Source organism: Variovorax sp. GW823-FHT04B03, assembly GCF_058796495.1.
Map to the genome: position 1 here is coordinate 595,417 of NZ_JBXAIT010000003.1, position 24,068 is coordinate 619,484.

Annotated in this window: 22 protein-coding genes; 14 read left to right on the forward strand and 8 right to left on the reverse strand. The window is 70.8% G+C overall.

Annotation, left to right across the window (positions count from 1 at the left end; genetic code table 11):
- Positions 1-18: 18 nt before the first annotated feature.
- The gene (locus tag AC1RAD_RS15875; protein ID WP_390344688.1) at positions 19-564 is read left to right on the forward strand and encodes an SRPBCC family protein; all 546 of its coding nucleotides are present in this window, start codon (positions 19-21) and stop codon (positions 562-564) included.
- 6 nt (positions 565-570) lie between these two features.
- On the opposite strand, the gene AC1RAD_RS15880 is transcribed toward AC1RAD_RS15875, so the two are convergent.
- The 4 genes from AC1RAD_RS15880 to AC1RAD_RS15895 all read right to left on the reverse strand — a co-directional run bounded on the left by AC1RAD_RS15880 (position 571) and on the right by AC1RAD_RS15895 (position 5,387).
- On the reverse strand, positions 571-1,194 hold the full coding sequence (locus AC1RAD_RS15880) for a hypothetical protein (RefSeq protein ID WP_492735841.1): 624 nt from the start codon (positions 1,192-1,194) through the stop codon (positions 571-573).
- A 199-nt stretch (positions 1,195-1,393) separates the two neighbouring features.
- Complete coding sequence (locus tag AC1RAD_RS15885; protein ID WP_492735843.1) at positions 1,394-3,202, reverse strand: acyclic terpene utilization AtuA family protein; 1,809 nt, start codon at positions 3,200-3,202, stop codon at positions 1,394-1,396.
- Between the two features lie 8 nt (positions 3,203-3,210).
- Positions 3,211-4,179 carry a Bug family tripartite tricarboxylate transporter substrate binding protein gene (locus tag AC1RAD_RS15890; RefSeq protein ID WP_070059315.1) on the reverse strand — a complete coding sequence of 323 codons (969 nt, stop codon included), beginning with the start codon at positions 4,177-4,179 and terminating at the stop codon, positions 3,211-3,213.
- Positions 4,180-4,232: 53 nt separating this feature from the next.
- Entirely contained in the window at positions 4,233-5,387 is a 1,155-nt protein-coding gene (locus AC1RAD_RS15895) for a CaiB/BaiF CoA transferase family protein (protein ID WP_492735846.1), read from the reverse strand.
- A 144-nt stretch (positions 5,388-5,531) separates the two neighbouring features.
- Here AC1RAD_RS15895 and AC1RAD_RS15900 point away from each other — a divergent pair, with 144 nt between their 5' ends.
- The 11 genes from AC1RAD_RS15900 to AC1RAD_RS15950 all read left to right on the forward strand — a co-directional run bounded on the left by AC1RAD_RS15900 (position 5,532) and on the right by AC1RAD_RS15950 (position 16,764).
- Positions 5,532-6,434, forward strand: a complete 903-nt coding sequence (locus AC1RAD_RS15900) for a LysR family transcriptional regulator (protein ID WP_492735848.1) — start codon at positions 5,532-5,534, stop codon at positions 6,432-6,434.
- A gap of 34 nt (positions 6,435-6,468) precedes the next feature.
- Entirely contained in the window at positions 6,469-7,215 is a 747-nt protein-coding gene (locus AC1RAD_RS15905) for a glutamine amidotransferase (RefSeq protein ID WP_492735850.1), read from the forward strand.
- A gap of 88 nt (positions 7,216-7,303) precedes the next feature.
- Positions 7,304-7,942 (forward strand): CDP-alcohol phosphatidyltransferase family protein, encoded by a 639-nt coding sequence (locus AC1RAD_RS15910; protein ID WP_070059318.1) that lies wholly within the window; start codon positions 7,304-7,306, stop codon positions 7,940-7,942.
- A gap of 34 nt (positions 7,943-7,976) precedes the next feature.
- The gene (locus AC1RAD_RS15915; RefSeq protein WP_369632401.1) at positions 7,977-8,558 is read left to right on the forward strand and encodes a glutathione S-transferase family protein; all 582 of its coding nucleotides are present in this window, start codon (positions 7,977-7,979) and stop codon (positions 8,556-8,558) included.
- Positions 8,559-8,661: 103 nt separating this feature from the next.
- On the forward strand, positions 8,662-11,058 hold the full coding sequence (locus AC1RAD_RS15920; RefSeq protein WP_492735852.1) for a penicillin acylase family protein: 2,397 nt from the start codon (positions 8,662-8,664) through the stop codon (positions 11,056-11,058).
- A gap of 3 nt (positions 11,059-11,061) precedes the next feature.
- Positions 11,062-11,715 (forward strand): histidine phosphatase family protein, encoded by a 654-nt coding sequence (locus AC1RAD_RS15925; protein ID WP_159277347.1) that lies wholly within the window; start codon positions 11,062-11,064, stop codon positions 11,713-11,715.
- Positions 11,716-11,766: 51 nt separating this feature from the next.
- Positions 11,767-12,729 (forward strand): DnaJ C-terminal domain-containing protein, encoded by a 963-nt coding sequence (locus AC1RAD_RS15930; RefSeq protein WP_492735855.1) that lies wholly within the window; start codon positions 11,767-11,769, stop codon positions 12,727-12,729.
- 2 nt (positions 12,730-12,731) lie between these two features.
- Complete coding sequence (locus tag AC1RAD_RS15935) at positions 12,732-13,052, forward strand: chaperone modulator CbpM (protein ID WP_062481866.1); 321 nt, start codon at positions 12,732-12,734, stop codon at positions 13,050-13,052.
- 195 nt (positions 13,053-13,247) lie between these two features.
- Positions 13,248-14,435, forward strand: coding sequence for a serine hydrolase domain-containing protein (locus tag AC1RAD_RS15940; protein ID WP_492735857.1), 1,188 nt, complete (start codon positions 13,248-13,250; stop codon positions 14,433-14,435).
- A 51-nt stretch (positions 14,436-14,486) separates the two neighbouring features.
- Positions 14,487-15,506, forward strand: coding sequence for an AraC family transcriptional regulator (locus AC1RAD_RS15945; RefSeq protein ID WP_492735859.1), 1,020 nt, complete (start codon positions 14,487-14,489; stop codon positions 15,504-15,506).
- 181 nt (positions 15,507-15,687) lie between these two features.
- The gene (locus tag AC1RAD_RS15950; protein ID WP_492735860.1) at positions 15,688-16,764 is read left to right on the forward strand and encodes a M48 family metalloprotease; all 1,077 of its coding nucleotides are present in this window, start codon (positions 15,688-15,690) and stop codon (positions 16,762-16,764) included.
- A gap of 24 nt (positions 16,765-16,788) precedes the next feature.
- Here AC1RAD_RS15950 and AC1RAD_RS15955 read toward each other — a convergent pair whose 3' ends face one another.
- Positions 16,789-18,528, reverse strand: coding sequence for a dipeptidase (locus tag AC1RAD_RS15955; RefSeq protein WP_492735862.1), 1,740 nt, complete (start codon positions 18,526-18,528; stop codon positions 16,789-16,791).
- A 48-nt stretch (positions 18,529-18,576) separates the two neighbouring features.
- Here AC1RAD_RS15955 and AC1RAD_RS15960 point away from each other — a divergent pair, with 48 nt between their 5' ends.
- A complete protein-coding gene (locus AC1RAD_RS15960) occupies positions 18,577-19,161 on the forward strand; it encodes a DNA-3-methyladenine glycosylase I (protein WP_095744920.1) in 585 nt (194 codons plus the stop codon).
- A 98-nt stretch (positions 19,162-19,259) separates the two neighbouring features.
- On the opposite strand, the gene AC1RAD_RS15965 is transcribed toward AC1RAD_RS15960, so the two are convergent.
- The 3 genes from AC1RAD_RS15965 to metE form a co-directional block, all read right to left on the reverse strand.
- Positions 19,260-19,604, reverse strand: a complete 345-nt coding sequence (locus AC1RAD_RS15965; RefSeq protein WP_062481853.1) for a hypothetical protein — start codon at positions 19,602-19,604, stop codon at positions 19,260-19,262.
- Between the two features lie 197 nt (positions 19,605-19,801).
- Entirely contained in the window at positions 19,802-20,656 is an 855-nt protein-coding gene (locus tag AC1RAD_RS15970; RefSeq protein ID WP_492735864.1) for a hypothetical protein, read from the reverse strand.
- 37 nt (positions 20,657-20,693) lie between these two features.
- Positions 20,694-23,030: a 5-methyltetrahydropteroyltriglutamate--homocysteine S-methyltransferase gene (gene metE / locus AC1RAD_RS15975; protein ID WP_492735866.1), complete on the reverse strand. Its 2,337-nt coding sequence runs from the start codon at positions 23,028-23,030 to the stop codon at positions 20,694-20,696.
- Positions 23,031-23,130: 100 nt separating this feature from the next.
- On the opposite strand from metE, the gene AC1RAD_RS15980 reads away from it, so the two are divergent.
- Positions 23,131-24,057, forward strand: coding sequence for a LysR family transcriptional regulator (locus AC1RAD_RS15980; protein WP_492735867.1), 927 nt, complete (start codon positions 23,131-23,133; stop codon positions 24,055-24,057).
- The last annotated feature ends 11 nt before the right edge of the window (positions 24,058-24,068 follow it).

Consider the following 24,068-nt stretch of genomic DNA (forward strand, 5'->3'; position numbering starts at 1 on the left):
CCCAAGGAGCACCGACCCATGACCACGACCTTGAAGCACAGCCTGGGCACGCAGACCGAGCCCGGCACCCTGCGCATCGAGCGCACCCTGCCCGGCCCCATCGACCGCGTGTGGACCTACCTCGTCGACCCGGAGAAGCGCCGCAGCTGGCTGGCCGGCGGCACCATGGCGCAGGCGCCGGGTGCGGTGTTCGAGCTGCGCTTCCAGCACACCGAGCTGTCGGGCGAGGTCGCGCCCGAGCGCTTCGCAGCCTACCGCGAAACCCATGTGCAGCACTCGCGCGTGCTGCGCATCGAGCCGCCGACCCTGCTGGTCATCAGCTGGGGCAGCGAGCGCGAGGACGCGTCCGAGGTCAGCTTCGAACTGTCGCCGCAGGGCGCGCAAACAACGCACCTGGTGCTCACGCACCGCCGCCTGCCCGACCGCAAGGAAACGCTGAGCGTGGCCAGCGGCTGGCACGCGCACCTGGGCGTGCTCGACGAGGTGCTGCACGGGCGCGCACCGCAAGGCTTCTGGACGCAGCTGGAGGCCGCCGAGGCGGCCTACGCGACGCACATCCGCTGAAGGGCGTCAGGCCCGGCGGGCGGGCTGCGAAGGCGCGCGGCAGGGCTGCACGCGGACCGCGCGGCTGATCACCTGGCGCTGCTCGCGCGCGCTCTTGAGCAGGCGCTCGGCCGCGACCCTGCCGTGGGGCACCGGCGCGCCCTCGCCCATCTCCGACACGGCCACGAACACCGTCTGCCCGCCTTCGAGCACAGCCTGCGTCTTCGGTTGCGACTTGCCCGCGTACAGCGGCGCATCGTCGATGTAGGCCTCCAGCGAGTGCGCGCCCGGCGCCACGCACAGGCGCGTGAAGCCGTTGGGCATCAGCGCGGCGTGGAACTCGCCATCGACATACACATGCGCCGCGCCCATGCTGGGCGTGGACGTGGCGCGGCGGAAGAACACGACCTGCGCCAGCTCGGGCACCACCGCGGGCGCGGGCCGGTACACGGCCCCCTTGCGCGCGGTCGTGGCCGACACCGCGACAGGCACGGCCATGTTCATCGGTTCGGAAGGCGGCGGCATCGGCGGCAGGGGCACGTACGGCGTGACCGCGACGGGGCCGCAGCCCGCGACCAGCGTGGAGGCGGCAAGCAGCCAGCGGCCCGCGCGCAGGCGGGGATGGAAGGAAAGGAATCTGGACAAGGACATGGCGTGCTTCGAGCGCCTTCAAGAAAAAAGGCGGCCATCTGACGAAGAAAAGGAAGAGCGGGCCGGCCGGAAAACGGCCAGCGCTCAGGGAACGAAGCACTCTAGGAAAAACCGTCGCGGCAGGCCATCGGACGAATCCGAAAGCGATGCGCGATGGCGTGGGCCCGCGCTGAAAACGCGGGCCCGGCGGCGCGTCGGCTCAGGCCGCGCGCAGCTGGCGGGCCGCGATGCGCACCGGCATCGACAACAGGATCTGCGCCATGCTCTTGCCCAGCGGGTCGGTGCGCAGCGAGGCCATGCCGCCGCCGCCCAGCGCTGCTTCGCAGACGAAGTTGAAGGCGCCGATGCCGGGCAGCTCGTAGCGCGTCACCTCGCCTTCGACCAGGTGCGCCATGTAGGCGCGCACGGCCTGCGCGGTGAGCTGCTCGCGCAGCACGGGCAGGTAGCGCGGCTCGCGCGCGAGGATGCCGATGTTCGAGACGTCGCCCTTGTCGCCGCTGCGGCCATAGGCCAGGCGGATCAGCGGCACCTCGAGCCATTCGTCGTCCGTGTCCGGGTCGGTGGCGTCTGCCTGCGGCGCCACCTCATCGGCCATGGCGACCTGCGCCGCCTGCGCCCTCACGGCCACGGGCCACGACTCGCCGGCCATCTCGACCACGGGCGTGAACAGCGCCTTGTCCACGAGCAGCGGAAACTGCCGGATCGACAACGCCACCGACGGCCGCCCGCCGCCCAGGCCGGTGGTGCCGGGCGCCCACGAGGTGCCGGCCGCCGAGATCTCGCGCGCGAAGAGTTCGAGCGGCGCCTTGTCCGCGTGCGTCACGGCCACGCGCAGCACCGCCTGGCGCGGCGGCTGGGCGGTGGCGTGCGGGCCGTAGCACTGCTCGGCGCCCAGCACGTCGATGTGGGTGGCCGAGAAGTCGGCCCAGCCGCGCTGCGCGAACAGGTCGCGCGTGCGGCGCAACATGGCTTCGCCGCTGCGCTGCGCCTTGGCGGCGGCGTCGAAGCCGACGATCAGCAGCTCGGCGTTGCAGCGGTAGCCCGCGGCGTAGGTGGCCGTGACCTTGTAGCGACCCGAGGGCGCACGTCCTCTCGCGCCCGAGACGCGCACCCGGTCCACTCCCACGGCCTCGATCTGCACGGTGCGAAAGTCGCAGGTCACGTCGGGCAGCAGGTAGGCCGCGGGGTCGCCGATCTCGTACAGCAGCTGCTCGCCCACGGTGGCTCGGCTCACCAGCCCGCCGGTGCCCGGCGGCTTGCCGACGACGAAGCTGCCGTCGGCCGCGCATTCGACCACCGGGTAGCCGATGTGGGCCCAGTCGGGCACCTGCTCCCAGTCGGTGTGCAGGCCGCCAGTGGCCTGCGCGCCGCATTCGATGATGTGGCCGGCCAGGCTGCCGCCCGCGAGGCGGTCCCAGTCGTCGTCGGCCCAGCCGAATTCGTGCATCAGCGCGCCGAGCGTGACGGCGCTGTCGACGCAGCGGCCGGTGATGACGATCTGCGCGCCGGCATCGAGCGCCCGCGCGATCGGCACGGCGCCCAGGTAGGCATTGGCGCTCACGAGGCGCTCGGGCAGCGGCGCACCCGTGCCCATGTGGCCGATGCCCTGCGCGCGCAGCGCTTCGGCGTGCGGCAGCGCGTCGTCGCCGGTGACCACGGCGATGCGCGGCGCGAGCCCCATGCCGGCCGCCAGTTGCGTGAGCGCGGCGGCGCAGGCGCGCGGGTTCACGCCGCCGGCGTTGGCGATCACGCGGATGCCCTGGCGCATCACGTCGGGCAGCACGGCGGCCATGGCGGTGGTGACGAAGTCGGTGGCGTAGCCGGCGTCGGGGCTCTTCAGCTTCGCGCCGGCCAGCAGCGACATCGTGAGTTCGGCCAGGTAGTCGAACACGAGGTAGTCGATGCCGCCGTGCGCCACCAGCTGCGGCGCGCCGGTGCTGCTGTCGCCCCAGAAGCCCGAGGCGCCGCCGATGCGCACGGTCTTCTGCTGCGTGTGGGAGCTGTTCATCGCGCGGCTCATTCGGGCTCGATGCCGGCGGCGCGGATCACGCGGCCCCACTTCTGCGACTCGGCGGCCTGGAACTTCGCGAGCGCCTCGGGCGTGCCGGTGGCGGCCTCGCCGCTGGAGATGGCCTGGTAGGCGACGATGGCCGGCGAGGCCGACACCTTCACCAGCATCTCGTTGAGCTTGCGCGTGACGGCCGCGGGTGCGCCCGGCGGCAGGTAGACCGCCGTCCAGTACGACATGTCGTAGCCCTTCACGCCCGCCTCGGCCACGGTCGGCAGCGCGGGCACGGCGGCCAGGCGCTTGTCGCCGCTCACGGCCAGCGCGCGCAGCTTGCCGCTCTTGACGTGCGGCAGCGCGGTGGGCGCGTCGGCGAACATGAAGTCGACCTGCCCGCCCAGCAGGTCGGTGATGGCCATCGGGTTGCTCTTGTAGGGCACGTTCACCATGTCGATGCCCGCCATCTGCTTGAGCAGCTCGCTCGCCACGCGGCTGGACGAGCTGCCGCTGCCGAAGTTGAGCTTGCCCGGCGACTTCTTCGCCGCCGCCACGAGGTCGGCCACCGACTTGATCGGCGAATCGGCCCCCACCAGCAGCAGCATGTGGCCCTTGGACAGCAGCCCGACCGGCGTGAAGTCTTTCACCGGGTCGTAGGGCAGCTTCTTGTACAGGTGCTCGTTGGCGGCGTGCGTGGTGTTGGTGGTCATCAGCAACGTGTAGCCGTCGGGCGCGGCCTTGGCGACGTACTGCGCAGCCAGGAAACCGCTGGCGCCCGCGCGGTTCTCCACGATCACCGGCACCTTGTATTCGACGGTCAGGGCCTGCGCGAAGCTGCGCGCCTGCTGGTCGGTGCCGCTGCCGGCCGCAAAGGGCACGACGACGGTGAGCGGCTTGGCGGGGTAGTCCTGCGCGTGGGCAGGTGCCGCCGCCGCGACCGCGAAGGCCAGGACCGCGCCGAGGCGGAAGATGGAAGTGCGCATGGGTGATGTCTCCGGTGGGATGTAGTTCTTGAGAAGGGAAAGGGTGCGGTCGCTCAGGCGCCGTCGCGCTGCGGCACCGGCGGCGCGCCGAGCGCCGCGTTGTGCTCGCCCAGCCGGGGCGCGACCGCGCGGTGCGCGGGCCGCACGCCGTCGATGGACATCGGCAGCGCCGTGAGGCGGAAGTCTTCGCCCGGCACCGGCTGCAGCATGCCCAGTGCCTCCACCTGCGGATGCGCGACGGCCTCGGGCACGGTGTGCACCGGCGCGCAGGGCACGCCAGCGGCGGTGAAGCGCGCCATCCAGTCGGCGCGGGTGCGCGCGCGCAGCAGCGGGCCGATCTCGTCGAAGAGCGCCGCCTTGTGCTGCAGCCGCTGCCGGTTGCCGGCAAAGCGCGCGTCGGTGGTCCAGTCGTCGCGCCCGAGTTCGTGCGCGAACTTGGCGAAGAGCCGATCGTTGCCGCAGCAGATCAGGAGCGGCGCATCGGCGGTATCGAAAGATTCGTAAGGTACGAAGCCCGGATGGCCCGAGCGGTGGCGCTCGGGCAGCCGGCCTTCGTTGACGTAGGCGTCGGCCTTCTGGCCGGTCCAGACCAGCGCGGTCTCCAGCAGCGAGGTGCTGACCACGCCGCCCCGGCCCGTGAGGTGGCGGCGCTGCAGCAGCGCCAGCGCGCCGATCACGGCCCACATGCCGGTGCCCTGGTCGCAGACCGAGGCGCCGGTGCGCATGGGCGGATCGTCGGGCCCGCCGTTGATGCTCGACAGCCCGCTGAAGGCCTGGATCAGCGGCTCGTAGCCCGGCTGCATGCGCAGCGGGCCGGTGTGGCCGAAGGCCGAGATTTCGCAGTAGATGAGCCGCGGATGGCGCGCGCACAGCGACGGGCCGTCGATGCCCATCGACTGGGTGACGCCCGGGCGCAGGTTGTGGATGAGGATGTCGGCGCCGGCCGCCAGGGTCTCGAAGGCCGCCATGCCGTCTTCGCTCTTCAGGTCGATGGCGACCGAGCGCTTGCCGCGGTTGAAGACGTGGAAGTTGAGCGCGTCGCCGTGGCGAAACGCCGGGCCCATGTGGCGCGCGTCGTCGCCGCCCTCGACGCGCTCGAGCTTCACGACGTCGGCGCCGAGGTCCGCCAGGATCGCGCCCGCGAAGGGCCCCGCCAGCACCTGTCCGAGCTCGAGCACCCGGATGCCTTCCAGAATTTTGGTGTCCATGTCACGGGGGCGCGTGGGCCCCTTGTCTCCGTGTATCGAATGCGCCAGTCTCGGCGTCGCGCATTGATCTGTGAAGAACAATATTCCTATATCTGTGATAACTTGGATGGATCAATCCACAGCCACTCCGAGGGAGCCGCATCCGTGCGAGTCGACATCACGCTGCAGCAGCTCGAGGCCTTCGTCGAAGTCGCGAAGACCACCAACTTCCGCGCCGCCGCGCAAGCGCTGCATGTGTCGCAGCCGGCGCTGAGCCGCACGGTGCGCATCGTCGAAGACCTGGTGGGCGCGCGCCTGTTCGACCGCGACACGCGGCACGTCGAGCTCACGCCGGCGGGGCGCGAGCTGCTGCCGATCGCGCTGCGCATCCTGGAGAACTTCAACAGCTCGTTCAGCGAGCTGTCGCAGTTCCTCGAAGGCCGCAGCGGCCACCTCACCATCGCGGCGCTGCCCTCGACCGGCGTGGCGCTGCTGCCCGGCGCCATCGCCGAGTTCCGCCAGCAGCATCCGCAGGTGCAGTTTTCGCTGATCGAAGGGCCGGCCGAGGCGGTGCGCGCCGCGGTGGACGAAGGCCGCGCCGACTTCGGCCTCAGCGTGCGCCCCGGCACGCACGAGCCCCTGCTGTACCGCCACCTGCGCGACGACCCCTTCGTGCTGCTGTGCCGGCGCGACGACCCGCTGGCCGCGCGGGCCTCGGTGTCGTGGTCGGTGTTCACGACGCGGCCCTTCATTGCGAGCAGCTTCCAGAGCAGCATCCGGCCGATCACCGACGCCGCCTTCCTGCAGCGCGGCCTGCAGGTGCAGCCCGCGCTCGAATACCCGAGCGTGGCCGTGGCGGGCGCGCTGGTGGCGGCCGGGCTGGGGCTCACCGCCCTGCCCCGGCTCGCGCTGCAGCTGTCGCAGAACGACGAGCTGGCCACCGTGCCGCTGCAGCGCCCGCTGATGTCGCGGCCCATCGGGCTGGTCACGCGCGCGGGGCGCTCGCCCTCGCCCGTGGGCCGTGCCTTCATGGACCTGCTGCACCGTCGGGAATCCTCCCGGCGCTGACCGGCGCACGGTGCGCTGCGGCATGATCGACGCCATGCACAGCACGCCCCCGTATCCCCTGGTCATCGTCAAGGTCGGTGACACCCATGACGCGCTGCGCGAAGGCCGCGGCGACTTCGAGCATTGGATCGCCGACGGCCTCGGCACGCAGACCCTGCCCCTGGTGGTGGTCGACCCGCGCCGCGGCGACACGTTGCCCGCGCCCGGCCAGGTCGCGGGCGTGGTCGTCACCGGCTCGCACGCGATGGTGTCGCACCGCGAGCCCTGGAGCGAAACCACCGCCGCCTGGCTCGCCGAACTGGTCGCGCGCGACACGCCCGTGCTCGGCATCTGCTACGGCCACCAGCTGCTCGCGCACGCGCTCGGCGGCGAGGCCGGGCACCACCCGCAAGGGCCCGAGGTCGGCACGGTCACCGTCACGCTCGACGCGGCCGCCGCCGGCGACGCCCTGCTGGGCGACCTGCCCGCGCAGTTCCCGGCGCAGGCGATCCACTGGCAGAGCGCGCTGCGCCTGCCCGAAGGCGCGGTGAAGCTGGCCCACAGCGCGCACGAACCCGTGCACGCCTTCCGCGTGGGCGCGCAGGCCTGGGGCTTGCAGTTCCACCCCGAGTTCGACGCCCGGACCATGGGCGGCTACATCGAGCTGCTGGCCCGCGACCTGGCCGCCGACGGGCTCGATGCCGCGGCGCTGCGCGAAGGCGTGCGCCCCACCGACGCGGCGGCGGGCCTGCTCGGGCGCTTCGCACGGATCGTCGAGGCCAAGGCGCAGCCAACCGTCTGAGGGCGCCGATGGGGCGTCGGCGCGCGACTACAAAAAGCGGGCCCCGCTTGGGTTAAGGTGCGGTTCCTTTCGCAGCTTTCCCCGCCTCATGACCACGCCTTCGTCCCCGCCGGCCCGCAAGCACTTCTCGATGATCCGCGGCTTTCACCTGGCCGATGTGTTCACGCTCGGCAACGCGGCCTGCGGCGTCGGGGCGGTGTTCTTCGCGATGGCCTTCATGCGCAGCCAGTCGCTCGTGCACTTCTACTGGGCCGCGGCGCTCGCCCCGGCCGCCTTCATCTTCGACGTGCTCGACGGCCGCATCGCGCGCTGGCGCCAGACCCAGTCGGCGCTCGGGCGCGAACTCGACTCGCTGGCCGACGTGATCTCGTTCGGCGTGCTGCCCGCCGCGCTCGGCTTCGCCGCCGGCCTGGACGGCGGCTGGGACTGCGCCGTGCTCATCTATTTCGTCGGCTGCGGCGTGAGCCGGCTCGCGCGCTACAACGTGACGGCCGAGGCGCTCTCGGCCGGCGCCGACAAGGTGAAGTACTTCGAAGGCACGCCGATCCCGACCAGCGTGGTGCTGGTGGGCGTGCTGGCCTACGCGGCCTCGAAGGGCGCCCTCGGCGCCAACGTGTGGGGCGGCGCCTGGACGCTCGGCCCCTGGCAGCTGCACCCGCTGGTGCTGCTGTTCGCGCTCTCGGGCACGCTGATGATCAGCAAGACCCTGCGCATTCCCAAGTTCTGACCGCAGCTCTGCCCCGCTCACCAAGGAGACCCGCATGACGATGAAGCTGTATTTCGACCCGCGCAGCCGTGCGCAGGTCGCCAAGTGGATGCTCGACGAGGCCGAGGTCGACTACGAGATCGTGCCCACCCTCATCCGGGAGGGCGCCCACAAGCGCCCCGAGTTCCTGAAGATCAACCCCGCCGGCAAGCTGCCCGCGCTGGTCGACGGCCGCACCCGCATCTTCGAGAACGCGGCCATCTGCATGTACATCGCCGAGAAGTACCCCGGCAAGCGCCTGGCACCGGCCGTGGGCACGCCCGAGCGCGGGCGCTACCTGTCGCTCATGGTCTATTCGACCGCGCAGCTCGAACCCTCGATGGGCGACAGCCTGCTGAAGATCAAGAGCAACAACAGCGCGCGCGGCTGGACCGATTTCGAGCAGGCCAAGGACGCCGTCGAACGCGAGCTCGGCGACGGTCCCTACCTGTTCGGCGCCCAGTTCACGGCCGCCGACGTGATGATCGGCTCGATGCTCATCTGGCACCGCGCCTTCGGCGGGCGCACCAACCGGCCCAAGCTCGACGCCTACATCCACAGGCTGCAGGCACGGCCCAAGGGCATGAAGTTCGGCTGAGGTAAGTGGCAAGGCGTGCCGCGCTGGCGACAGTGCGCGGCGGAGGTTCATCCTCTAATCGGTCCCTCTTTTTCGACCCTTTTCTCCACCTCACGCCCGCCCCATGACTTCGAACACCTCGCGCTCCCGGTTCTCGTTGACGGCCCTCTCCCTGGGCCTGGTCGCCCTGCTCGGGGCCTGCGCCAGCACGCCGCCGCCCGGCAGCCGCAGCGTGAGCATCGAGCGCACCACCTTCGGCATCGCGCACATCACGGCGCCCGACTACGAAGGCCTGGCCTACGGCACCGCCTACGCGCATGCGCAGGACAACGTCTGCCAGACCGCCGAGCACCTGCTGACGCTGCGCGGCGACCGCGCGCAGTTCCTCGGGGCGCAGAACACCGGCGACTTCGGCCTGGGCCGCATGCCCAACGCGCAGATCGACCTGTTCGTGCGCTACCACATGGACGACGCGGCGCTGGCCCGCGCGGCGGCCACCACCAACGACGAGGTGAAGGCCGCGCTGCGCGGCTACGTGGCGGGCTACAACCGCTACCTGCAGGACGCGGGCCCCAATGGCCTGCCCGAGGCCTGCCGCGGCAAGCCCTGGGTGCGCCCGATGACGGCCTCCGACCTGGCGCGCGCCACCGAGCAATCGATGATCCAGGGCGGCCTGGGCGCGCTGGCCGGCGCGGTGCTGGCCGCCGTGCCGCCGGCCCCGGGCGTCAAGACCGGTGCGGCGCCGGTCGCGCTCGAGCAGGCGGTGGCCGAAATCGGCCGCCACAGCTTCAACGCCAACCCCGAAGGCGGCGAGCTGGGCTCCAACGGCTGGGCCTTCGGGCGCAACGCCACGCCCGACGGCAAGGGCCTGCTGCTGGGCAACCCGCATTTCCCCTGGAACGGCACCAACCGCTTCTGGCAGATGCACCTGACCATTCCCGGCCAGCTCGACGTGATGGGTGCCACCGGCGGCCTGAGCCCGGTGGTGTCGATCGGCTTCAACAAGGACGTGGCTTGGACCCACACCGTGTCGACCGGCAAGCGCTTCACGCTGTACGAACTCAAGCTCGACCCCAACGACCCGACCGTGTACTGGGTCGACGGCCAGCCGAAGAAGATGGTCGCGCGCACCGTCGCACTGCCGGCCGCCGCCACGGCGGGCGGCGCGCCCGTGCAGCACACCTTCTACGCCACCGACTGGGGCCCCGTGGTGTCGCTGCCGCGCGCCGGCCTGGGCTGGACCGCCCAGAAGGCCTATGCGATCCGCGACGCCAACACGCTCAACGTGCGCTCCGCCGAAAGCTGGATGAAGATGGGCCGGGCCCGCAACGTCGCCGAGCTGCGCGCCGCCATGGGCAACCAGGGCATCCCGTGGATCAACACCCTGGCGGCCGACCGCGAGGGCAACGCGATGTACGCCGACCTGTCGGTGGTGCCCGACGTGTCGGCCGAGATGCTCAAGGCCTGCGCGCCCTCGCCGGCCGCCGCCGCGCTGCTCAACGCCGCCGGCCTGCCCGTGCTCGACGGCTCGCGCAGCGCCTGCGCCTGGCACCGCGACCCCAGCGCCGCTGCGCCCGGCATCATCGCGCCGGCCCGCATGCCGGTCGTCGTCACGCCCGACTGGGTGCAGAACAGCAACGACAGCTTCTGGCTCAGCAACCCGCGCGTGCCGCCGATGGCCGGCGTGTCGCCACTGGTCGGCTCCGTCGGCGTGCCGCAGCGGCTGCGCACGCGCAGCGGCATCATGGAAATCGAAGGCCGCTTGGCCGGCACCGACGGCCTGCCGGGCAACCGCATGGGCGCGGCCGAGCTGCGCAGCGTGATCTTCCGCGACAGGAACCTCGCCGGCATGCTGGTGATGGACGACCTGAAGGCCGCGTGCACCGCCACCGGCGCCGCGCTGAGCGCCGACCAGGCCCTGGGCTGCCGCGTGCTCTCCGCCTGGGACCGCACCAGCAACGCCGAGTCGAAGGGCGCCGCGCTGTTCCGCGAGTTCTGGCGCAAGGCCAAGGACCTGCCGAAGGTCTGGCGCGTGCCCTTCGACCCGGCGCAGCCCGTGACCACGCCCACCGGTCTGGACATGGCCACGCCCGCCACGCGCGAGGCGGTGTTCAAGGCGCTGGGCGACGCGGTCGGCATCGTGCGCACCGCCGGCTTCGCGGCCGACGTGGCGCTGGGCGTGCCGCAGTCGCGCACCGTGCGCGGCCAGAAGATCGCACTGCCCGGCGGCGACGAATTCGAAGGCGTGCTCAACAAGCTCGAATCGCAGGGCCAGCCGCTGATCGACCCGAAGGGCTACGCCATCAACTACGGCAGCAGCTACATGCAGATCGTGACCTTCGACGCGCGCGGCCCCGTGGCGCAAGGCCTGCTCACCTACGGCCAGAGCAGCGACCCGGCCTCGCCGCGCGCCTACGACCAGCTGCCGCTGTTCGCGGCCAAGCAGTGGCATCCGCTGCCCTTCCACCCGGCCGACGTGCAGGCGCAGCGCGAAGGCAAGCCGCTGCAGCTGGCGTACTGAACCATGTCCTCGAGCCCCGTTCCCTTTCCCGCCCACGCCGCCACAGGCATCGACCTGCTGAACCGGCTGGCCGCCGAGCAGCCGCTCGCCCCGGCCTGCGACCACTTCTACTTCCTGCGCCACGGCCAGACCGGGCGCAACGCGCTGCGCGTCTTCCAGGCGCCCGACGAGCCCCTGAGCGCGCTCGGCGAGCAGCAGGCGGTGCAGGCGGCCGAGCTGCTGGCCGGCGAGCCGATCGGCGCCATCGTGTGCAGCGACGCGCGCCGCGCCTTCGACACCGCCCACACCGTGGCGCGCGCGCTGGGCCTCGTGCCCTCCGCGCACGAGAACCTGCGCGAGCGCAACTTCGGCGCGCTCATCGGCACCTCGTCGGCGAACATCGACTGGGCCTGCGAGCCCGAGGGCGGCGAGACGCTGGCCCAGTTCGTCGACCGCAAGCGCCAGGCGCTGGCCGCCGCACTCGCCGCGCAGCCCGCGCCGGTGCTGGTGGTGGCCCACGGCGGCACGCTCTACGCGCTGGCCGCGCTGCTGGGCGTGGCGGTCGATGCGAGCATCTTCGGCAACGCGCAACCCTTGCGCTTCACACGTGCCGGCCCCACATGGGCCGTGACGCCGCTGCAACAGCGGCAAGCCGACGGCGGAGCAGCCCTGGCCTGACCTGGCTCCCGGTTGATCTGTACGCCGTCCTGAAAGGAATCACCACCCACCATGGAATTCAAGGACTACTACAGCGCACTGGGCGTCGAACGCACCGCGTCCGACGACGAGGTGCGCAAGGCCTACCGCAAGCTCGCCCGCAAGTACCACCCCGACGTCAGCAAGGAGCCTGACGCCGAGCAGCGCATGCGCGACATCAACGAGGCCAAGGACGTGCTCGGCGACAAGGACAAGCGCGCCGCCTACGACGCGCTGGCCGACCGTGTCGCGCGCGGCGGCCGCCCCGACGGCAGCTTCGAGCCGCCGCCCGGCTGGGACACCGGCTACGAGTTTCACCGCGGCCCGCGCCAGGGCCCGGCCGACCACGCCGACTTCAGCGAATTCTTCTCCTCGATGTTCGGCGACGCCGAGCGCCGCGGCGCCACACGCCAGAACTACCGCGCGCGCGGCGAAGACCACCATGCGGCCATCGAGATCACGCTCGAGGACGCGCTGAACGGCGCCGAGCGCGAACTCACGCTGCGCGCCCAGACACTCGACACGCAGGGCCACCCGCAGTGGGAGAACCGCACGCTCGCCGTGAAGATCCCGCCCGGCGTACACCCCGGCCAGTTCATCCGCCTCGCGGGCCAGGGCATGCCCGGCCACGGCGGCGAGCCGGCCGGCGACCTGTACCTCGAGGTGCGCATCGCGCCGCACAAGCTGTACCGCGTGGAAGAGCGCGACCTGTACATGACGCTGCCCATCACCCCCGCCGAAGCCGCGCTGGGCGCGCAAGTGCAGGTGCCCACGCCCACCGGCGGCGTGGTCGAGGTCACCGTGCCGCCCAACGCGCGCGGCGGCATGAAGCTGCGGCTCAAGGGCCGCGGCTTCGCGGGCAAGACGCCCGGCGACCTGTACCTGCTGCTCGAGATCGCACTGCCGCCCGCCGACAGCGAGGCCGCACGCAACGCTTACGCGCAACTCGCGCAGGCGACCTCCTCGTTCAACCCCCGCCAGCACCTGGGAGTCTGAGCATGGCGAACTTTTCTTCCGTGACCACCACCACGGCCATCGGCGTCTCGCACCCGCTGGCCGCCAACGAACTGGCGCACGCCTGCGGCGCCGACACCGCCTGGGTCGTGCAGCTGGTCGAGGTGGGCATCGTGCAGGTCACCACGACCGACGCACCGCCCGAGCGCTGGGAGTTCTCCAGCACCGACCTGCAGCACGCGCTCGAAGCGCGCCGGCTCGAACGCGACTTCGGCGTGAACCTGGACGCCGCCGCGCTGATCCTCGATCTGCAGCATGAGGTGCGGCGGCTGAAGGCGGTGCTGCAGGCGCACGGCGTGGGCTGAATCACGCCGCACGCGCGTCGCGGGTCACGCGCGTGCAATGACTGCCAGACCTGGACAGCCGCCCGCCATTTGCGAACAGGATTGGTGAGCCTGCGGCCCTAGATTGCCGCTGCCTGCGGAATTTCGCATGGCAGGCCGGCGCGCAGGCAACCCTTCACACACCGCCCGGCCTCCTCACACAGGAGACAAGAAGGCATGACCTCGCACAGGCTGAAGACCGCACTCGACGCAACGCTGCACCAGACCGTTCACCGCCACGGCGGCGCCCCCGGCGTCGTCGCGATGGCGACCGACCGCACGGGCAATTTCTACGAAGGCGCCGCCGGCACGCGCGAACTCGGGCTCGACCGGCCGATGGCCACCGACAGCGTGTTCGCCATCTTCTCGACCACCAAGGCGATCACGGGCACCTGCGTGATGCAGCTGATCGAGGAAGGCAAGATTTCGCTCACCGACCCGGCCGGCGCCTACGTGCCCGAGCTCGACGAACTGCAGGTGCTCGACGGCTTCGACGCCGACGGCCGGCCGCGCACGCGCGCGCCGCGCCGTCGCATCACGGTCAACGACCTGATGCTGCACACCTCGGGCCTGGGCTACGAGTTCTTCAGCGAAGACGACCTGAAGTACCGCGCCGCGCTGAACATTCCCACGGTGGTGTCGGGCAGCTTCGAATCGATCCGCACCGTGCTGCTGCACGAGCCGGGCGCGGCCTGGACCTACGGCGCCAACATCGACTGGCTGGGCCGCATCGTCGAGCAGCAGCGCGGCAAGCGCCTGGGCGAGGTGATGAAGGAGCGCGTCTTCGAGCCGCTGGGCATGCAGGACATCGGCTTCGGCATGTCCGAGTCGATGAAGGCGCGCCGCGTCACCATCCACGACCGCGCGGCCGACGGCCGGCTCACGCCGCTGCCCGAGCTGGTGCTGCCCGAGCCGCCGCCGATGGACATGGGCGGCCACGGCCTGTATGCCACGGTGGGCGAGTACATGAAGTTCATCCGCATGGTGCTGAACGACGGCGCCGGGCCGCACGGGCGCGTGCTGAAGGCCGACACGGTGCAGCGCATGGCGCAGGACGGCCTGGCCGCGATGGACCTGTCGGTGGGCGGCTGGCGCACGTCGGTGCCCGCGCTGAGCAACACGGGCGAGTTCCTGCCCGGCACCGACAAGGGCTGGGCCTACACCTTCATGACCAACCGCGAGCGCGCGCCCACGGGCCGCCCGGCGAACTCGCTGATGTGGGCGGGCCTGGCCAACAGCTTCTTCTGGATCGACCGCGAGAGCGGCATCGGCGGCTACTGGGCGACGCAGATCCTGCCGTTCCAGGACTGCGCGAGCTACCCGGGCTTCGTGGCTTTCGAGACCGCGGTTTACCATCACCGCTGAGCCGTTGCCCCCGGGGCGCGGCGCCTTCTTCTCCTTGAACCGAGGTGCGCGATGGATGCGATCCGCAACGTGCTGGTCACCGACGCCCGCGGGCAGCCGAGCGAGCGCCACCGCCTGGTGGCCTCGCACGACTGGGACGACATCCGGCGCTGGTCGGACCGCATCTACATGCCCTACCGCGTCACGCCCATCGGGCGGGCGCGCACGCCCGACTCGGTGCTGGACGCCACGCGCATCGGGCACTTCACGCTGAGCCGCTTCCACTACGGCATTCCGGTGAACATCAAGGACTTCTCGCCCGACAGCGGCGTCGGCATGGTGCTGACGACCGTGCGCGGCACGGGCCGCCACTGGTCCGAAGCCAACGCCTATGCCGACACCGGCGTGGGCGACGCCTTCGTGGTCGACACCTCGCGCACGCACTACTGGGTCGACTTCGACGCCAATCACCTGCAGGTGAACCTCAGCTTCTCTCACGACGCGCTGGCCGCGCTGCACGCGCGCTGGTTCGGCGCTCCCGCCGACGAGCGGCTGTGGACGCGCAAGTTCAAGTTCGGCGGCGCCCATTCGAGCTGGATCGCGCTGCTGTCGTATGCCTGCCGCTGCGTGACCGAACTGCCCGAGGCGGTCGACACCGGCCCGCTGGGGCGGCACCTCGAGGAGATGATCGGCGTGCACGTGCTGACCCAGTGGCGCGCGCAGCTGGAGCACCCGGCCGAAGCCGTGCAGCACCGCATGGCGCCGCGGCATGTGCTGGCGGCCGAGCGCCACATCCGCGAGCACGCCCAGCACGCGCCCACGCTCGGCGAACTGGCGAGCGTGGCGGGTGTCAGCGTGCGCACGCTGAACAGCGCCTTTCGCGAATACCGCCAGGCCACGCCGATGCGCGCGCTGCGCGAACAGCGCCTGCAGGGCGTGCGCGCCGAACTGCTGATGGCCGACGCCGGCGCAACGGTGCGCTCGGTGGCGCAGGCATGGGGCTACGCCAACTTCGGCCTGTTCGCCGCGGCCTACCAGCAGCGCTTCGGCGAGCTGCCCTCGGCCACGCTGCGTTCACGCAAGACGGGCTGAGCCTTCATCTGATCTTCAGCTTGGAGCGCGCTCGCGCTCCCACAATGCCAAGCGGGCGCGGCACCTCGCCTTGCCTGGAACGCCCGGTCGCCATCGCCACCGGGCAACTCCCCTTCCCTCGATGGCATCTGGCATCGCGTCTGCGCCTGGATGCGACCGATGCCGAGCACCTCTTGAGCGAATGAACACACCTCGCCCGTCCTTCTTCCCGGCCTGCGCGTCGATCGCGGCCACCTTTGTCCTCACGGCCTGCGCCGCCTCCATCCGGCCGGCCAGCGACGACCCCGACGTCGTGCAGGAGCAGGCCCTGCAGCAGTCGCTGTCGCTGAACCACCGCATGACGCTGCAGCGCCGGCTCGACGACGTGGCGATCCCGCTCCTGGAGCACAGCGCGCCGTTCTGCGGTGGCGACGTGCGGGCCAGCCTGGGCGCGCACATCGCCAGCCTGTGGAGCTTCGAGAAGGAAGAACGCGCGGCGGTGAAACAGACCCTGCTCCTGGACGACCGGCTGACCGTGCTGTGGACACTCGACCGGCAGCAGGCGCCGGCCACACCGCTGCGCGCCGGGGACGTGCTGCTGTCCGTCGGCGGCAAGCCGCTGCCCGCCGGCGAGAAAGGGATCGATCGGCTCAACGACGTGCTGGTCGACGCCGCGCGCGCCAAGCCCGCGAAACGCGAGGGCTGGCTGGAGGCCGTGGTGCAGCGCGAGGGGCAGTCGACGGCGCTGCGCCTGCCGTACACCACGGCGTGCAACTACACCGCCGTCACGCGCATGAAGAACGAGGTCCATGCGGAGAACGACGGGCACGAGATCGTCGTCAACTCGGCGTTGATGCGCTTCTTTCCCGACAACCGCGACCTCGCGATCGTGCTGGGGCACGAGCTGGCCAACGGCGTGCTGTCGCATGGCGGCAAGACGCGCGCGGTGGGCATCGCGGCCGGCATCGTGGATGGCGCGCTGGGCGGCACCGGGCTGGCGCAAGAGGCGCTGTCGTCGCCGTTCTCGCAGCAGTTCGACGCCGAGGCCGACTACCTCGGCCTCTACATGGTGGCCGCGGCGGGCTACGACATCGACGGCGCCGAACGGATCTGGCGCGAGCTCGGCGTGCACACGGCCGGCACAAGAAAGAAGGGCTTCATGAGCCCCCCGCCGAGCTCCGCCAAACGCTTCGTCGCGATGCGGCGCACCATCGCGGAAATCCAGGCCAAGACGAAGAACGGGGCACCGCTGGTGCCCCTGGCGACATCGAAGTCCTGACGCGCCGCGCCCCGGCGCCGGCCGCTACTGCATCTGCTGCAGGTTGCCGATGCGCACCAGCATCTCGGTGAACATCTGCATGTCGGCGTCGAGGTCGGGCACTTCCTTGTATTCCTTGGCGTTGTGCGCCGTGTACTTCTTGCCGGGCATCGCGGGGCCGAAGTTGATGGCGTTGGGCATCAGCTTGGCCGTGGTGCTGCCGGCGGTGGGCACGGGCTTGGCTTCGAGGCCAGTGGTGTCGCCGAAGATGTTGAGCAGGGTCGAGAGCCATGCGCCCTTCGGGTCGCGCGCCATCCAGTTGCCCTGGTCGTAGGCCAGCTCCAGCTTCACCTGGCTGGCCGTGGCCCAGCCGTTGACCTTGGCCGCCACCTGCGCCTTCAGTTCGTCGGGCGTGCGGCCGCGCGGCATGCGCACGTTGGCCGTCACCTCAAGGCGGCCGTCGGCGCCCATGCGCACCAGCGTGGGCGACATCGTGAGCGGACCCATGAAGTCGTCCTGGTAGCCCAGCCCCATCTTCTCGCCGAGGTAGCCGGTGCCGTAGAGCGCGTCGATGTACTGCACGGCGCGCAGGTAGGGGTTGGCGGCCAGCGGCACGCCGGACTCCTTCAGGAACAGCGCCAGGCGCGGCACGGGGTTCACGCCCTCTTCGGGCCGCGAGCCGTGGGCCGAGGTTCCCGTGACCTTCAGCTCGACGGCCTCGGCGCTACGCGCGATGTCGATCGCGAACTTGCCGCCCTGGCCCTCGTACTTGCGCACGAAGGCGGCCTTGGCGGCCTCGAGCTTCGCGGCCACGGCCGCGAGGTCGCCGCCCTTGAGCGTGGCGGTCGCGGTCTGCGGAATGGCGTTGGCCGAAGCGGCGCCGCTCATCGCGGTGATGGCGGTCGCGGCGGGGTCGGCCGCTTCCGCGGGGAAGAACACCTTGAGCGCGCCCGAGCCCTTCTCGGCCACGACCGCGGGATACTTGCTGTCGAGCACGATGTTGTAGGCCGGCAGCGGCGTCTTGTCGCGGTAGTACTGCATCGCGTCGCCGCCGGTTTCCTCGGTGGTCTCGATCATCAGGCGCACGCCGCGCTCCACCGGCAGGCCGCTGTCCTTCACGGCCTTCATGGCGTAGAGCACGGCGGCGATGGAGCCCTTGTCGTCGATGGTGCCGCGCCCGTAGAGGAAGTCGCCCACGCGCGTCATCGCGAAGGGGTCCAGGCGCGTGCCGTCGTCGAGCACCCATTCGGACAGCACGGCCGGCACCACGTCGGCGTGCGTGAGGATGCCGAACTCTTCGCTGCCGCGGCCCTTCAGGCTCACTTCGAAGACGCGGCCGTCGACGTTGCGGTAGCCCAGCCCGAAGTCCTTCGCCATCTTCTCGACCAGCTGGCCGAACGCGACCATCGGCGGGCTCTCGTGCGGCGGCACCTGCACGTTGCGCACGGTGGGCAAGGCCACCATGGTGCCGATGCTGGCGATCACGGCCTGCTGGTTCTGCAGCCGGTTGTACAGGCCGAGCAGGCGCGCGATGTTGACGAGGTCGTCGCCCGCCAGCGCCTTGCCGCCGGTGTAGGCCGCCACGCTGGCCTGCAGCGCGGGCTGGGCCTGCGCGGCCTGGGCCAGGAAAGCCTTGAAATCGGGCGCCGTGCGGCCGCCCTTCCAGGCGGCGGCGAGCTGGTCGAGCGCGGGCTTCTTGAGGGTCTCGGCACCGGCCGGGACAGCGACGGCGAGCGCCATGAGAGCCAGCGAAAGCGCCGACAATGAAAGACGAGACTGCTGCATCAGGGTCACCCCCTCATTCCGAAAACATTCCCCGACGATAGCCGAGCCATGCCTCACGACGACAGCCAATCTTCGCCCCAGCGATGCGCCTGGGCCCGCACCGATCCGCTGCTGGCCAGCTACCACGACGCCGAATGGGGCGTGCCCGAACGCGACAGCCGCGCGCTGTGGGAAAAGCTGATGCTCGACGGCTTCCAAGCCGGCCTGTCGTGGCTCACCATCCTGCGCAAGCGCGACGCCTTCCGTGCGGCCTTCGAGGGTTTCGTGCCCGAGACCGTGGCGCGCTTCACGCCGGCCGACGTCGAACGCCTCATGCAGGACGCGGGCATCGTGCGCTCGCGCGCCAAGATCGAGGCCGCCATCGGCAACGCGAAGGCCTACCTCGCGATGCAGGCGGCGGGGGAAGACTTCTCCGATTTCGTCTGGGGTCTGGCGGGCGGCCAGCCGGTCGTCAACACCACGGGCACGGTGCCCACGCAGACGCCGCTGTCCGAAACGATGTCGAAGGCGCTGAAGCAGCGCGGCTTCAAGTTCGTCGGACCGGTGATCGTCTACGCCTGGATGCAGGCCACGGGCATCGTCGACGACCACGCGCCCGACTGCCATTGCCACCGCAGCCATCGGCGCGCCTGAGCACAGCACAGACGTGAAAAAACCGGACGGTGCTGTCGCACGGTCCGGTTCTTTCGGGTGGTGGTCTTGCTAACCGAGGCGGCTTGCGCCGCCGTCGATCACAGGCCAGCCTGGCGCGTGAAGCTGCGTGCCTGCGAGGGGATCACGCTGCCGGCGAAGGATTCGCGGCGCAGGTTCTGGCCGGGAGCGTGGGCGGCTGCCACGGCTTCGGCGCGGACCGAGGCGCGGTCCACCGACGAGGCCAGCACGGGGGCCACGCTGGCCGACACGGCGTCGCTGTATTCGTTGCCGGCACGGGCGGCGGCCACGGCTTGCGGTGCCACGTCGGCACGGCTGTAGCCGGAGGTCACGGCGTGAACGCCTTCGTAGGTCTCTGCGTGGGCGGCGCCAGCGGCGGCGAGCAGGGAGAGAGCGGCGGCGGCGAGGATGTTCGAGGTCTTCATTTCAATTCCTTCTTGATCGGGCTTTGGATGCCCTGAAGTGTGCGCCAAATTCCTAGGGTAAACCCCAGTCAATCTGAATCGCAGTGTTCACGGAATTGAAACAATCACGGGGAACTTTCCGACATGCGGGGTTCGCGTGAAACTTTTTCGTACAAACGCCCCCGAGTTTGCAAACTTTGGCGCGCTTTCGTCAAGTCTCAGGGCCGCCCCCAGCTGCGCACCAGCGTGCGGATCGCGACCGCGCCGCTGCCCTTGACCTCGGCGCGGTAGCTGCCGAGCAGCGCCTCGCGCTCGGCGGCGGCCTGCGGTTCGTTGCGCCAGGCGAGCAAGGCGGCCACGTCGGCGTCGGGCAGCGCCAGGAGCAGCGCCTGCGTGACCAGCTTTTCGAACTCGCGCGCCACGGTCATCAGGTTGCGCGGTCGCGGCGACGTCACGCCGCGCGACCACAGCGAATCGAGCGCGGTGTCGAGCGTGCGGTCGGGCAGCGAACTGAACTGCCCAGCATTCCCGCGCGCCAGCTGCTTGACCACCGCGCTCATGAGCAGTTGGCTCGAGAAATCGATCTCGCGCGCCTCGGCCACCGTCATGCGCGACAGCAGTTCGACGCGCGCCGGGTCGGCCGGCCGCGCGTGCTGCTGGTGGAAGAAGGTCACCTTGCCGGGCTCGTCCATCGCGGCGTAGTCGGCGCGCAGCTTCGCCAGGCGCGCCACGGCCTCCAGCACGGGGGGCGCCGGCGCGGCGGCGCCCTGCCCGGCCGCCGCCACGTCCTGACGGATCGCGGCCACCGAGGCGTTCACGTCGAAGGCGCGACCGGCCGCCACGTCGAGCGACTGCAGGGCCTTGTCGGCAATGGCAAGGTCGGGCGGCTCCAGCAGCTCGCGCGCGCCGCGCGACACGGCGCCGGGGCCGTAGGCGTTCTGGTAGCGCGCCTGCACGCCCTCGAACTGGAGCAGGGCCTGCGCGCGGTCCTGCGTCCACCCCGTCAAGGGGGCGAGGAGCAACGACAGCAACAAGAGGCAACGGGGCGACGACAGGCGGGACAGCAAGGACATCCCGCATTATTGGCACACCGCGATCCCGCGCCCTTCGTCAGGCCTGCGCCAGCTCCCCGCGCAGCAGCTTCGCGGCCGCCACCATGTTCGACAGCGCCGCCTCGGTCTCAGGCCAGCCGCGGGTCTTGAGCCCGCAGTCGGGGTTGATCCAGAGGTTCTCGCCCGGCACCACCTGCGCGGCCTTGCGCATGAGGCGCACGATCTCGTCGACCGAGGGCACGCGCGGCGAGTGGATGTCGTACACGCCGGGGCCGATCTCGTTCGGATAGCGAAAGCCGCCCTCGCCGCCGAAGCCGCGCAGCAGCTCCATGTCCGAGCGGCTGGTCTCGATGGTGATCACGTCGGCGTCCATCGCGGCGATCTCCGGCAGGATGTCGTTGAACTCCGAATAGCACATGTGCGTGTGGATCTGCGTCTGGTCGCGCACGCCCGAGGCGCTGATGCGGAAGGCGTGCGTGGCCGCCTTCAGGTAGGCCGGCCAGCCCGCGCGGCGCAGCGGCAGGCCCTCGCGGATGGCGGGTTCGTCGATCTGGATGATGCCGATGCCCGCGCCCTCGAGGTCGTTCACCTCGTCGCGGATCGCCCAGGCGATCTGCTCGCAGGTGGTGGCGCGCGGCTGGTCGTCGCGCACGAAGGACCACTGCAGAATGGTCACGGGGCCGGTCAGCATGCCCTTCATCGGCAACTTGGTGAGGCTCTGCGCATAGGCGGTCCACTCGACCGTCATCGCGGCCGGGCGCGCCACGTCGCCGAAGATCACCGGCGGCTTCACGCAGCGCGAGCCGTACGACTGCACCCAGCCGTTGGCCGTGAAGGCAAAGCCGTCGAGCTGCTCGCCGAAGTACTCGACCATGTCGTTGCGCTCGGCCTCGCCATGCACCAGCACGTCGATGCCGAGCTCTTCCTGCTTGCGCACGGCCAGTGCGATCTCGGCGCGCATCTTCTCGCGATAGCCGGGGGCATCGAGCTCGCCGCGCTTGAAGGCGGCGCGGGCCGCGCGGATCTCGGCGGTCTGCGGGAACGAGCCGATGGTGGTGGTCGGCAGCGCGGGCAATGCGAAGCGCGTGCGCTGCAGCTGCTGGCGCTGCGGGAAAGCGGACGCGCGGCGGTCGTCGCCGGCCACGCTGCGCGCCAGGCGCAACGCCACGTCGGCGCGGTGCACGCGCGGGCTGGCGCGGCGCGCGGCCACGGCGGCACGGGCGGCCGTGAGTTCGGCGGCCACCGAGGCTTCGTTGCCCTCGACAGCGGCGCGCAGCACGCGCAGCTCGTCGAGCTTCTCGATCGCGAAGGCGAGCCACGACTTCAGTTCGGTGTCGAGCTTCGTCTCGGCCGCGAGGCTGAACGGCACGTGCAGCAGCGAGCACGACGGCGCGATCCACAACTCGCCCTGGTGCTTCTCGGCCACGGGCTTGAGCTTGCCCAACGCCACATCGACGTCGGTGCGCCAGATGTTGCGACCGTCGACCACGCCGACCGACAGCACCTTGTGCGCCGGCAGCCAGTCGGCCACGCCGGTCAACTCCTGCGGCGCGCGCACGGCATCGACGTGCAGGCCGGCCACGGGCAGCTGGCAGGCCAGGCGCAGGTTCTCGGACAGCGGCGAGAAGTAGCTCGCCAGCAGCAGCTTCGGCGCATTGCGCGCGATCTGCCAGTACACGCGTTCGAAAGCATTGCGCCAGGCCTCGGGCAGGTCGAGGCCCAGGATCGGCTCGTCGATCTGCACCCATTCCACGCCCTGCTGCTTGAGCCGGCCGAGCACCTGCTCGTACACGGGCAGGAGCGATTCGAGCAGCGAGAAGCGGTCGAAGCCGGCCGCCTTCTCCTTGCCCAGGTACAGGAAGCTCAGCGGCCCGAGCAGCACGGCCTTGACCGCGTGGCCGGCCTGCTGCGCCTGCGCGACCTCGTCGAACAGGCGCGTCGATGCCAGCCTGAACTGCGTGGCCGCATCGAACTCGGGCACGAGGTAGTGGTAGTTGGTGTCGAACCACTTGGTCATCTCGAGCGCGAAGGTGCCTTCGGCGCCGTGGTTGCAGCTGTCGTCGTGCACATGGCCCGCTTCGTCTTCCACGCCGCGCGCCATCTTGAAATAGCGCGACAGCTCGGGCTCGTCGCCGCTGAAGCCGAAGCGCGCCGGCTCGCAGCCCAGCAGCTGGATGTGGTTGGCCACGTGGTCGTAGAAAGCGAAGTCGCCCACGGTCACGAAGTCGAGCCCCGCGTCGCGCTGCGCCTGCCAGTGGCGCGCGCGCAGCGCCTCGCCGACGGCCTCGAGCGCCGCGTGGCCGGTCTCGCCGCGCCAGTGCTTCTCGAGGGCGAACTTGAGTTCCCGGTGGGCGCCCATGCGCGGAAAGCCGAGGATGTGGGTACGGGTGATCATTGCAGGTAGTCCGGTCGCTGGTCTTGGAAACCGGTGATGGTCGGCGTTTGGCGCATATGATTCAAACGAAACCTTTTGCCTGTTCGCTTGAATCATTTTCATGATGCAGTCCATCCTCGAGATCCGTCACCTGCGCACGCTGGCCGCGTTGCGCGACACCGGCAGCCTGGTGCGCGCGGCGCAGCTGCTCAACCTCACGCAGTCGGCGCTGTCGCACCAGATCAAGCTGCTCGAAGAGCGCTACGGCGCGCAGCTGTTCGAGCGCAAGTCGGTGCCGCCGCAGTTCAGCACCACGGGGCTGCGGCTGCTGCAGCTGGCCGACACCGCGCTGCCGCTCGTCGAAGAGGCCGAGCGCGACGTGGCGCGGCTCGCGCTGGGGCGCAGCGGGCAACTGCGCATCGTGGTCGAGTGCCACACCTGCTTCGACTGGCTGATGCCCGCGATGGACGCCTTTCGCCAGCGCTGGCCCGAGATCGAGCTGGACATCGTCTCGGGCTTTCACCCCGACCCGATCGCACTCGTGATGCAGAACCGCGCCGAGGTGGCGATCGTCTCCGAGCAGGACCCCGATGAAACGGTCGACTACCACGCGCTCTTCCGCTTCGAGATCGTCGCGCTGCTGGCCAACGACCATGCGCTGACGGCCAAGGCGCACCTCACGGCCCGGCACTTCGCCGACCAGACGCTCATCACCTACCCCGTGCCCGACGAGATGCTCGACATCGTGCGCCAGGTGCTGGCACCCGCCGGCGTCGAGCCCGCGCACCGGCGCACCACCGAGCTCACGGTGGCGATGCTGCAGCTGGTGGCCAGCGGGCGCGGCGTGGCCACGCTGCCGCTGTGGGCGGTGCAGAATTACCTCGACCGCGGCTACGTCACGGCACGCCGCGTGGGCGCCAAGGGCCTGACGGGGCGGCTCTACATGGCCTGCACGCAAGCGACCTCGGCGCGGCCCTGGCTGGACGACTTCGTGCGCGTCACGCGCGAGAGCTGCTTCAAGAGCCTGCCGGGGATCGAATTGCTGTGAGCCCTGTGAGC

Excerpts from the sequence above, each read along its gene's own strand:
- AC1RAD_RS15875 (WP_390344688.1), top strand. The coding sequence starts at position 19 with ATGACCACGACCTTGAAGCACAGCCTGGGCACGCAGACCGAGCCCGGC.
- AC1RAD_RS15880 (WP_492735841.1), bottom strand. The coding sequence starts at position 1,194 with ATGTCCTTGTCCAGATTCCTTTCCTTCCATCCCCGCCTGCGCGCGGGC.
- AC1RAD_RS15885 (WP_492735843.1), bottom strand. The coding sequence starts at position 3,202 with ATGAACAGCTCCCACACGCAGCAGAAGACCGTGCGCATCGGCGGCGCC.
- AC1RAD_RS15890 (WP_070059315.1), bottom strand. The coding sequence starts at position 4,179 with ATGCGCACTTCCATCTTCCGCCTCGGCGCGGTCCTGGCCTTCGCGGTC.
- AC1RAD_RS15895 (WP_492735846.1), bottom strand. The coding sequence starts at position 5,387 with ATGGACACCAAAATTCTGGAAGGCATCCGGGTGCTCGAGCTCGGACAG.
- AC1RAD_RS15905 (WP_492735850.1), top strand. The coding sequence starts at position 6,469 with ATGCACAGCACGCCCCCGTATCCCCTGGTCATCGTCAAGGTCGGTGAC.
- AC1RAD_RS15910 (WP_070059318.1), top strand. The coding sequence starts at position 7,304 with ATGACCACGCCTTCGTCCCCGCCGGCCCGCAAGCACTTCTCGATGATC.
- AC1RAD_RS15915 (WP_369632401.1), top strand. The coding sequence starts at position 7,977 with ATGACGATGAAGCTGTATTTCGACCCGCGCAGCCGTGCGCAGGTCGCC.
- AC1RAD_RS15920 (WP_492735852.1), top strand. The coding sequence starts at position 8,662 with ATGACTTCGAACACCTCGCGCTCCCGGTTCTCGTTGACGGCCCTCTCC.
- AC1RAD_RS15925 (WP_159277347.1), top strand. The coding sequence starts at position 11,062 with ATGTCCTCGAGCCCCGTTCCCTTTCCCGCCCACGCCGCCACAGGCATC.
- AC1RAD_RS15930 (WP_492735855.1), top strand. The coding sequence starts at position 11,767 with ATGGAATTCAAGGACTACTACAGCGCACTGGGCGTCGAACGCACCGCG.
- AC1RAD_RS15935 (WP_062481866.1), top strand. The coding sequence starts at position 12,732 with ATGGCGAACTTTTCTTCCGTGACCACCACCACGGCCATCGGCGTCTCG.
- AC1RAD_RS15940 (WP_492735857.1), top strand. The coding sequence starts at position 13,248 with ATGACCTCGCACAGGCTGAAGACCGCACTCGACGCAACGCTGCACCAG.
- AC1RAD_RS15945 (WP_492735859.1), top strand. The coding sequence starts at position 14,487 with ATGGATGCGATCCGCAACGTGCTGGTCACCGACGCCCGCGGGCAGCCG.
- AC1RAD_RS15950 (WP_492735860.1), top strand. The coding sequence starts at position 15,688 with ATGAACACACCTCGCCCGTCCTTCTTCCCGGCCTGCGCGTCGATCGCG.
- AC1RAD_RS15955 (WP_492735862.1), bottom strand. The coding sequence starts at position 18,528 with ATGCAGCAGTCTCGTCTTTCATTGTCGGCGCTTTCGCTGGCTCTCATG.
- AC1RAD_RS15960 (WP_095744920.1), top strand. The coding sequence starts at position 18,577 with ATGCCTCACGACGACAGCCAATCTTCGCCCCAGCGATGCGCCTGGGCC.
- AC1RAD_RS15965 (WP_062481853.1), bottom strand. The coding sequence starts at position 19,604 with ATGAAGACCTCGAACATCCTCGCCGCCGCCGCTCTCTCCCTGCTCGCC.
- AC1RAD_RS15970 (WP_492735864.1), bottom strand. The coding sequence starts at position 20,656 with ATGTCCTTGCTGTCCCGCCTGTCGTCGCCCCGTTGCCTCTTGTTGCTG.
- metE (WP_492735866.1), bottom strand. The coding sequence starts at position 23,030 with ATGATCACCCGTACCCACATCCTCGGCTTTCCGCGCATGGGCGCCCAC.
- AC1RAD_RS15980 (WP_492735867.1), top strand. The coding sequence starts at position 23,131 with ATGATGCAGTCCATCCTCGAGATCCGTCACCTGCGCACGCTGGCCGCG.